The sequence below is a fragment of the Streptomyces albidoflavus genome, from assembly GCF_000719955.1.
GTDB lineage: Bacteria > Actinomycetota > Actinomycetes > Streptomycetales > Streptomycetaceae > Streptomyces > Streptomyces albidoflavus.
The window spans coordinates 1-7,499 of the sequence record NZ_JOII01000069.1; the positions used below are offsets into that span (position 1 = coordinate 1).

The window sequence follows — 7,499 nt, forward strand, 5'->3', positions numbered from 1 at the left end:
GTCGTCAGGAACAAGATCAGCACGCATTCCGGACACACTGCCGACCAAGATCGCCGAGCACAAGACCCGCAGCCAAACTCATTCTGAAACGATCAGTAACTCGCCGCATGAAACCCGGTGTCCACTCCCCGGGATCAACCTCAGAACACCTTCTTCCCTGCCCGGTTCACAGCGGTGGCGTGGTGGTCACCCTTGCCGACGTCCAAGCCCAGATAGACGTCGATGCCCGTCTCGTCCGACATGCTTTTCGCTCCCGTGCTCGCATTCTCCCCGGCCTAACCTGCGGCATCAGCGTGCCAGCATCCACGTTACGAAGAGACTGCCCGAGGGCGCACGTGCCTCTAATCAGCGGTCTGCCAATGCCTCCGGCGCCGGCGACACCACCTTTTCGATCATCTCGACTGGGGGCTCAAGTCATACCGGGGCCGAAGGCCGGGAGCCCCATTGCGAGGCCACGAAGACGGTAACGGGGCTCTGGAAAAGTGAGGCACTCGGCCGGTCCCGCGGCGGGCTGAGCACGAAGATCCACCTCGCCTGCGACGGGCAGGGCGGGCCGCTTGCCTTCACGATCACGGGCGGGAACGTCAACGACTGCACGCAGTTCGAGCCGGTCATGGCCCGCATCGCCGTCAAGCGGTCCGGGCCCGGCCGGCCCCGCACCCGGCCCGACCGGGTGGCCGGCGACAAGGGCTACTCGTCCCGCAAGATCCGCGCCTACCTGCGAAAACGCAGCATCGGGTGCGTCATGCCCGAACGCACCGACCAGATCAACGGACGCCGACGACGCGGCGAGACACTCTGCCGCCTCGACCGCGCCGCCTACCGACGCCGCAACGTCGTCGAACGCTGCCGCGTCGAGGACCGCCTGGGCCAGGGACTCGGCCCCGCGGACCTTGCGGTTCCTGAGCCGGGTCTCCAGCCGTTCGCGGCCGGCGCGACGCAGGGCGGCGGGTGTCTGGTATCCGGTCAGAAGGACCAGCGGGCCGGCGTTACCCAGATCGAGTTCTCGTTCAAGGGCGGGAAAGATGCTGGTCAGCTGGCCGCGCAGGCGATTGATCCGCCGGGTGCGGTCGGCGCTGATGTCTGCCCGGCGGCCAGTGAGAACGCACAGTTCGAGGGTGTGCTCCTCGTCGGACCGCAGAGTGGTCAGGTCCCGGCGCATGCGGGCCTGGTCGGCGATGACCGTGGCGTCCTTGGCGTCAGTCTTGCCGGTGCCTCGGTAGCCGGCGGCGGCCCGGTTGACCGCCAGGCCGGGTATGTAGACGAACTGCTGGCCGTGATTGAGCAAGAGGTTGATCCACAAGGCTGCCATGCCGTCGGCCACGTCGACCGCCCAGACCACGTCCTCGTCGATGGCCGTCACGTCGACGAGAAGGGCCAGGAGCTCCGGCTCGTCATTGAGCACCCGCCGCGACAGCAGCCGTGTGCCGTCGGCATCGAGCACCACGCAGTGGTGGTGGGTCTTGCCTATGTCCGTCCCCGCCCAGACCAGGGCCACCTGTTCCTCCGGTCGTTCGACATGTGCTGTTCGTCCGGACGGCCTCGCCAGCGTGGTCCTACTCAGCGATGCACCCGCAAGGGTCCCGCAGCTCCTAATCATCGGCCGAGTCGTCGTGAGACGCCGGGCGGCCAGGTGTCGCGAACCATCAAGTGCAACCGACTGAAGCCATACCCGGCGTCTCTGGGCCTCTGGACCTTACGACGGCCCGTCCAACCCACCAACAACGTAGGACCGACTGACATCGAGAGATTCCTCGACCTCGACAAGAACAAGATCAAACCGACGTGTTGATTCCCGGCAAGCCCTTAGAGTCCGGCACACGATCACGATCCGCGTTTCGTGACGCATGTCCACGCACACGCGGGTCGTTGGCCGCGCGTCCCGAAGGCGCGATGTCCTTCGGGACGCGTCAGGGGTTCGGGTTCAGGCGTTGTAGCCGCCGTGGGCGTCCAGTACCGCGCCCGTGACGTACGACGCGGCGGGGCTTGCCAGGAAGGCGATCGCCGCGGCGATTTCGTCGGGGTGCCCCATGCGTTGCAGGGACAGTGAGCTGAGCAGGGCCTTGAGGGTGTCCGGGTTCGGTGGTTGCATGCGGCTGTCCATCAGTCCGGCTTCCACGACGTTGGCGGTGATGTCGCGGGGCCCGAGGTCGCGTGCGACCCCCATGGTGTACCTCTCGATGCCTGACTTGGTCGCGGCGTAGTCGGCAACGCCCGGGACGCCGACCCGGGATCCCAGTCCGGAACTCACCGTGATGATGCGGCCGCCCGTGCGCAGCACGCGGGAGGCGGCCCGGATGACGGCGATCACGCCGAGGTAGTTGGTGGCGTGCATTCGGTCCAGTGCGGCGGTGTCGGCGTCCGGGTCGTCCACCGTGCGGCCCTGCTCCACGGAGATCGCGGCGTTGTTGACGAGGATGTCCAGGCCGCCGAAGTGCGCGACCACGTCGTCGATCAGGGCCGGCGCCTGGCTGGTGTCGGCCTGGTCGGACTGGAAGGCGACGGCCGTGGCTCCGTTGCCGTGCACCTCGTGGACGACGGCTTGCGCCTGCTTCTCGGAGCTGACGTAAGTGAAGGCGACGCGGGCGCCCTGCTCGGCCAGCAGCCGTACGGTCGCGGCTCCCAGTCCGCGTGACCCCCCGGTGACCAGGGCGACCTTGTCCGTGAGTGGCTTGCTCATTCTTCTCACCTCGTTGATTGGCCCTTCTCGGCAGTCGCAACGTTAATTGTTACGACAGCCTGTTGCAACCTTTACTGTTACGACTGCCGTAACATGGGCTTCGCGACCAAGAGGAGGAGCCCATGAGCGCCAACAGCAGACTGACCATCGCCGCCCACGCGCTCGCCTGGATCGGCCTCTACCAGCGCCAAGGGCATGAAGTCGCCACCTCCGAGCAGATCGCGACCAGCGCCAACACCAACCCCGTGGTGATCAGACGGCTGCTCGGCGAGCTGCGCAGGGCCGGGCTCGTGGAGTCCCGACGAGGCGTGGGCGCGGGCTGGTCGCTGGCACGCGAGCTGGAGTCGATGACCCTGCTCGACGTGTACGAGGCAGTCGAACCCGGCCCGCTGTTCGCCATGCACCGCGCCACCCCGGACCCGGAATGCGTGGTGGGTCACGGCATCCAGCCGGCCATGCAGAGCATCTACGAGGGCATTGAGGAGACCGTGAGACACGAACTGGCCCGCGTCACGCTCGCGAACGTACTCCAAGACGTACTCGCGACACCTCGCTAACCTCTCCGCTACGCCCTGACATCACCAAGATCCCCAGGTCAACACGCTCATTACGGCGAGGGTCGCCTGCGCCGCAGCGCCTCAGAATCCAGCCATGGACTTGTCGAGGGCCCCGCCCAGCGCACAGTAGACGCTGTAGTGGACCGAGTGATGCCCTCTGCGACGCAGCGCGAATCCCATGATGAACGACAACGCGTAGAGACCGCCGAGGACCGCCGCTACGAGGGGGCTGTAGACGAAGGGCGGGTTCCAGGGATCGTTGCAACGCAGGGGGAGTGGTCGGTGCTGCCGGTCGGTTTCGCCGCCTGGGCCTACCAGGACTGGTTCGAGGCCTGAGCCGGTGAGGGTCCAGGACTCGTAGTCGGGATCTGGTTCGATGCAGAGTCGAGTGCCGTCGTCAAATCCGGGGGACAGGGTGCCGAGCCCGGTGACCTCGGCTTCGGTGACGGCCTTGGTGAACAGGCCGAGGAGCGGTGCCAGAGCCGTTCCCGTCCCAGGGAAGAGGACGGCCTGGGTGCCGGCGGCATTGGTGACGGTGATCGGCGTTTCGATGGCGAACTCGCCATCAAGGCGGACACGGCCGTCGGGATCGTGATCAGTGAAGCTGATCCGGACCTGGCAGTCGAAGGCGGTGCGGGTGACACGGGCACGACCAGCTCTGCGGGGACTTTCACCACACCTCCCTGGGGGCATGGGGCGCTGGCGCCTGCGGGCTCCAGCACCCTCACGTCAGCGCGGGCCGTCGAGCAGGGCCCGCCCTTCGAGGATTCTGCGCGCATCGTGCGGGTCCACCCAGGTCAGCCCGCCGCACACGGTCAGTGCCGGCCACATGTCCTCGATGCGTCGGCCACCGGGCCCGACGAGGCAGCGGCCCTGTTCCAAGGCATCGGCCACGTCGCCCATCCACCTCTCCAACGGCCACCCGGCGGAGCCCGGCGCAAGGGGCTCCGGCTCGTATTCGACCGTCCACCGGCCCACGTCCCCGTACGACGGCTCCGCCGGGCGCGCGTCGACGTAGAGGCCGTGCCAGATGTCCCCCATCACGCACGAGAACGGCACATGACCCGGCTCCCGCTCCCAGTCCCGCGTCTGCATCACGTAGGCGTCCTCCAGCCGGTCCAGCGAGTACCACGCCTGCCGGCCTGGCAGAAAGGCCGTCGGCCACAAACTCGCACCTCCGGCCGGTTCGTTGATGCCGTCATGCAGCCTGTACCAGGCACGTAGCGCCGGCGGGAGGGAAAGCCCGATCGACTCTTCCGCGGAGGCGAGGTCGTCCTCGCTGGCAGCGGAACGCAGCAGCGCCGCAGACGCCGGGGCATGAACCCGCAGCCACTTCTCGATGCGTCCCCAAGCTACGGCAACCCGCTCAGTCGGCCCTTCGAGATGTAGTTGATCCGCCATCGCGCCACCGTACAAGCAAGCGACCGATCACTTCCATGAAGAGGTGGGGGAACACGACAAGCACGACCTGCTCAGCTTCCGCGGTGATCCGGTCACGGTACGGATGGCATCTACCGCGCCCTCGCGGTGCCACACCCGTGTCCTGTCACCAAGCTGCGCCGCCGTCTGCTGAACCTCACCCCGCCACCAATCCCCTGGCATCCGCACGCCGCACCCGCCGCACCTTCGACCACCGCCACGGACGCGCCCCCACCGCCCGTGAATCCCTCCGGGGCGACGGAGACACCGTTCAGGTCGACCGTTGGTTCGCCAAGACCCGCACCAAGCACGGCGAAGGCCAGCTCCCCGCCGACCACGCAGCCCTCATCGCCGCCCTTCTGACGGAGACTGGTGCGCTCCCAAGCCCGCCCCGGTTGCCCTGGCGTAACACGGTTCCCGTAAGCCCACTCCCGCACCCGGCACCCGACTTCTGGAATCCCAGTGCGTATAACCACTTGTCATCTGATGTGGTGCTCTTGAGAACATGAGGCAACCTCACCACTCGGCCCGGGAACCCCTGTGACCCGCCGTCTGACGCACTGGTTGGGCCGGTGCCACCCTCACACCGAAATCGGCCGCTCTGCCACTCGCAGCGCCTCACTCGTTCGGAGCCCTGCCAGCCCACGCGACATCCGCTTCCGGCCACCACGCGGCACCAGCCGCGCTGCCGTCCCGGACCGGGAGACACCGCCCACCGAAGGCAGGGAGCACGCTCTGGGCCAGATCGGCCCCGAGCCTAAGCACCGGGCGTGACTACCGAAAGCCGCCTCTCCGGCCCAACGTGGCCGTATCCAGGTGCAGTGGACCCTGGATTGGCCTGATCCGGACACGGAGAAGACCCGGTAACGGTAGGACAGACGCGAGCCAACAGGACAAGGGGGAGAAGACATGATCGAAGCCCTACGGGTGCTGCTGCTGTTCATGGTGGGTGCAGGGATCTGGGCGGCCTGGCGGCGCAGCCTGTTCCCCGGGACATGGGCCCACACCTTCCACACGGCATACGCCGAAGAGCGCGCCTTGCTCACCCAGGCGCGCAGCAGACTGCGCACGGTGGACACGGACCAGCGCCAAGCGGAGACGGAGGCAGCCACGCAGGTCAAGGCGGAACGCGAAAAGCACGAACAGCGGCTCGACAAGCTGGAGCGCGACGTTGCGCTCCTACACGACCCCGGCCACGGCACAGAACTGGGACGTCTCGGAGACCTCGTCCTGTACGAGCACGCGGTCGCGGCCTCACTGGAAAGCCGGCTGCTCCCACTGCACGGACTGCGAGCCCGCTTCGACCGCGGGGACCGCGTTCACTCGCTGTATCTGACCAAGCCAGACGGCGGCGGTGACCGGGCGAAGTTCCCTCACCGCCCTGACCCCACAGCAGGTCCGGAGAACAGCGTTCGGCTCTTCGACGAGGAAGAGGTCCGAGACTTCGAGATGAAGATCAACGATGCCGCGGCGGAAGAGAGAATGTTCCGGGCAGGCCTGGCGGAACAGCTCGCCGCGAAACGTGAAGAACTGACCGAAGCACGCAAGGACATGACCCGGCTGAAGGCCGCCGAACAGACTCTGGCGGACGTGAAGAACCGTAGCCGCACCGACCCCCGTCGCCAAGAAGCCCTCGCCAACCTGGCAGCCGCGCGCAGCCGATGGCAGGACCTCACCGCGCGCCAGCCGCCGAGGTAGCCCAACGGTCGTGCCGCACGACCTCAAGCAACTGCAGGGATTTTCCTCAAAGCCTGTGATCTGCCTGAGAGTCCGTGGAGGCCCTGGGAAAGCACCTGGGCCGGGCGCGGCGCGTTGAGAAGGCAAGAGCACGGCGTCGGGTTCGACGGCAACCGGCTGGTGGAGCGGCCGGCCTAAAGGGTGTTGCAGAAGGCTCAGTTCTGGGCATTTTGGCTGTATGGGTGAGGTGTTAAGGGCTGAGTCGTTGTGGGTGGAAACGTTCACCGGCTTGCGGATGGACCGGTTCGCGAAGCTGGTGAAGGCGGTACGCGAACGGGGCGGGAACGGGCCCGGCGGCGGCCGGCCGTGGTGTCTGCCGCTGCCGGACCGGGTGCTGCTGGTGGCCGTGTACTACCGCACGAACCTCACGATGCGGCAGCTCGCGCCGCTGTTCGGCATCTCGCCGGCGACGGTGTGCCGGGTCATCCAGAGGCTCCGTCCGCTGCTGGCGCTCGAGCCGGCTCCGCGGCCGGCGGCGGACACCGAACGGCTGTGGATCGTAGACGGCACTCTCATTCCGGTCCGTGACCGCAAGGTCGGTGCCTCGTCCCGCAACTACCGGTTCTCGGCGAACGTGCAGGTCATCATCGACGCGGACACCCGCCTGGTCATCGCGGCGGCCCGGCCGGCGCCAGGTAACAAGGCCGACGCGCATATCTGGCGGGAGTCGAACCTGCCCGCTCTGGCGGCGGGCACGACAGTCATCGCGGACGGCGCCTACCTCGGCACCGGCCTGATCGTCCCGCACCGCAAGAGAGCCGGCCGCCCCCTCCTGCGCGGGCAGGAGGAGGACAACGCCGAGCACCGAAAGGTGCGAGCCCGTGTCGAGCACACCTTCGCCCGGATGAAGAACTGGAAGATCCTGCGCGACTGCCGTCAGAAAGGAGACGGCCTTCACCACGCGGTCCAAGCCGTCGCCACCATGCACAACCTCGCCATGGCCCGGTGAAACAGCAGGTCGGGCGCTACTTCAGCCTGCCGAAGCCGGACCTTCTGCAACACCCTTTAGAAGTCATCTCATTTGGTGAGTCTGCGGTAGCAGATGAGGGTGCAGGCGATGCTGGTGAAGGCTAGGAAGTGGTCGGCCTTGCGTTCGTAGCGTCGGT

Annotated in this window: 6 protein-coding genes and 2 pseudogenes; 4 read left to right on the forward strand and 4 right to left on the reverse strand. The window is 67.2% G+C overall.

Annotated features, from left to right (window positions below; translation table 11 throughout):
* Positions 1-475 precede the first annotated feature (475 nt).
* A pseudogene (locus IF45_RS33050) lies at positions 476-850 on the forward strand (transposase); the annotation flags it as partial.
* Here IF45_RS33050 and IF45_RS0130730 read toward each other — a convergent pair.
* Positions 848-1,498, reverse strand: a pseudogene (locus IF45_RS0130730) (IS110 family transposase); the annotation flags it as partial. The pseudogenes IF45_RS33050 and IF45_RS0130730 overlap by 3 nt on opposite strands.
* A 426-nt stretch (positions 1,499-1,924) precedes the next feature.
* Positions 1,925-2,680 (reverse strand): SDR family NAD(P)-dependent oxidoreductase, encoded by a 756-nt coding sequence (locus tag IF45_RS0130735; protein ID WP_012268532.1) that lies wholly within the window; start codon positions 2,678-2,680, stop codon positions 1,925-1,927.
* Positions 2,681-2,802: 122 nt separating this feature from the next.
* On the opposite strand from IF45_RS0130735, the gene IF45_RS0130740 reads away from it, so the two are divergent.
* Complete coding sequence (locus tag IF45_RS0130740; protein ID WP_012268533.1) at positions 2,803-3,237, forward strand: Rrf2 family transcriptional regulator; 435 nt, start codon at positions 2,803-2,805, stop codon at positions 3,235-3,237.
* A gap of 81 nt (positions 3,238-3,318) precedes the next feature.
* On the opposite strand, the gene IF45_RS34205 is transcribed toward IF45_RS0130740, so the two are convergent.
* Positions 3,319-3,930 carry a DUF6188 family protein gene (locus IF45_RS34205; RefSeq protein ID WP_242534419.1) on the reverse strand — a complete coding sequence of 204 codons (612 nt, stop codon included), beginning with the start codon at positions 3,928-3,930 and terminating at the stop codon, positions 3,319-3,321.
* 36 nt (positions 3,931-3,966) lie between these two features.
* Complete coding sequence (locus tag IF45_RS32020; RefSeq protein WP_023420888.1) at positions 3,967-4,638, reverse strand: SMI1/KNR4 family protein; 672 nt, start codon at positions 4,636-4,638, stop codon at positions 3,967-3,969.
* Between the two features lie 927 nt (positions 4,639-5,565).
* Between IF45_RS32020 and IF45_RS0130760 the strand changes: the two genes are divergently transcribed.
* Together IF45_RS0130760 and IF45_RS0130765 are read left to right on the forward strand one after the other, a co-directional pair.
* Entirely contained in the window at positions 5,566-6,354 is a 789-nt protein-coding gene (locus IF45_RS0130760; protein WP_030310866.1) for a hypothetical protein, read from the forward strand.
* A gap of 217 nt (positions 6,355-6,571) precedes the next feature.
* Positions 6,572-7,342: an IS5/IS1182 family transposase gene (locus IF45_RS0130765; RefSeq protein ID WP_030310868.1), complete on the forward strand. Its 771-nt coding sequence runs from the start codon at positions 6,572-6,574 to the stop codon at positions 7,340-7,342.
* The last annotated feature ends 157 nt before the right edge of the window (positions 7,343-7,499 follow it).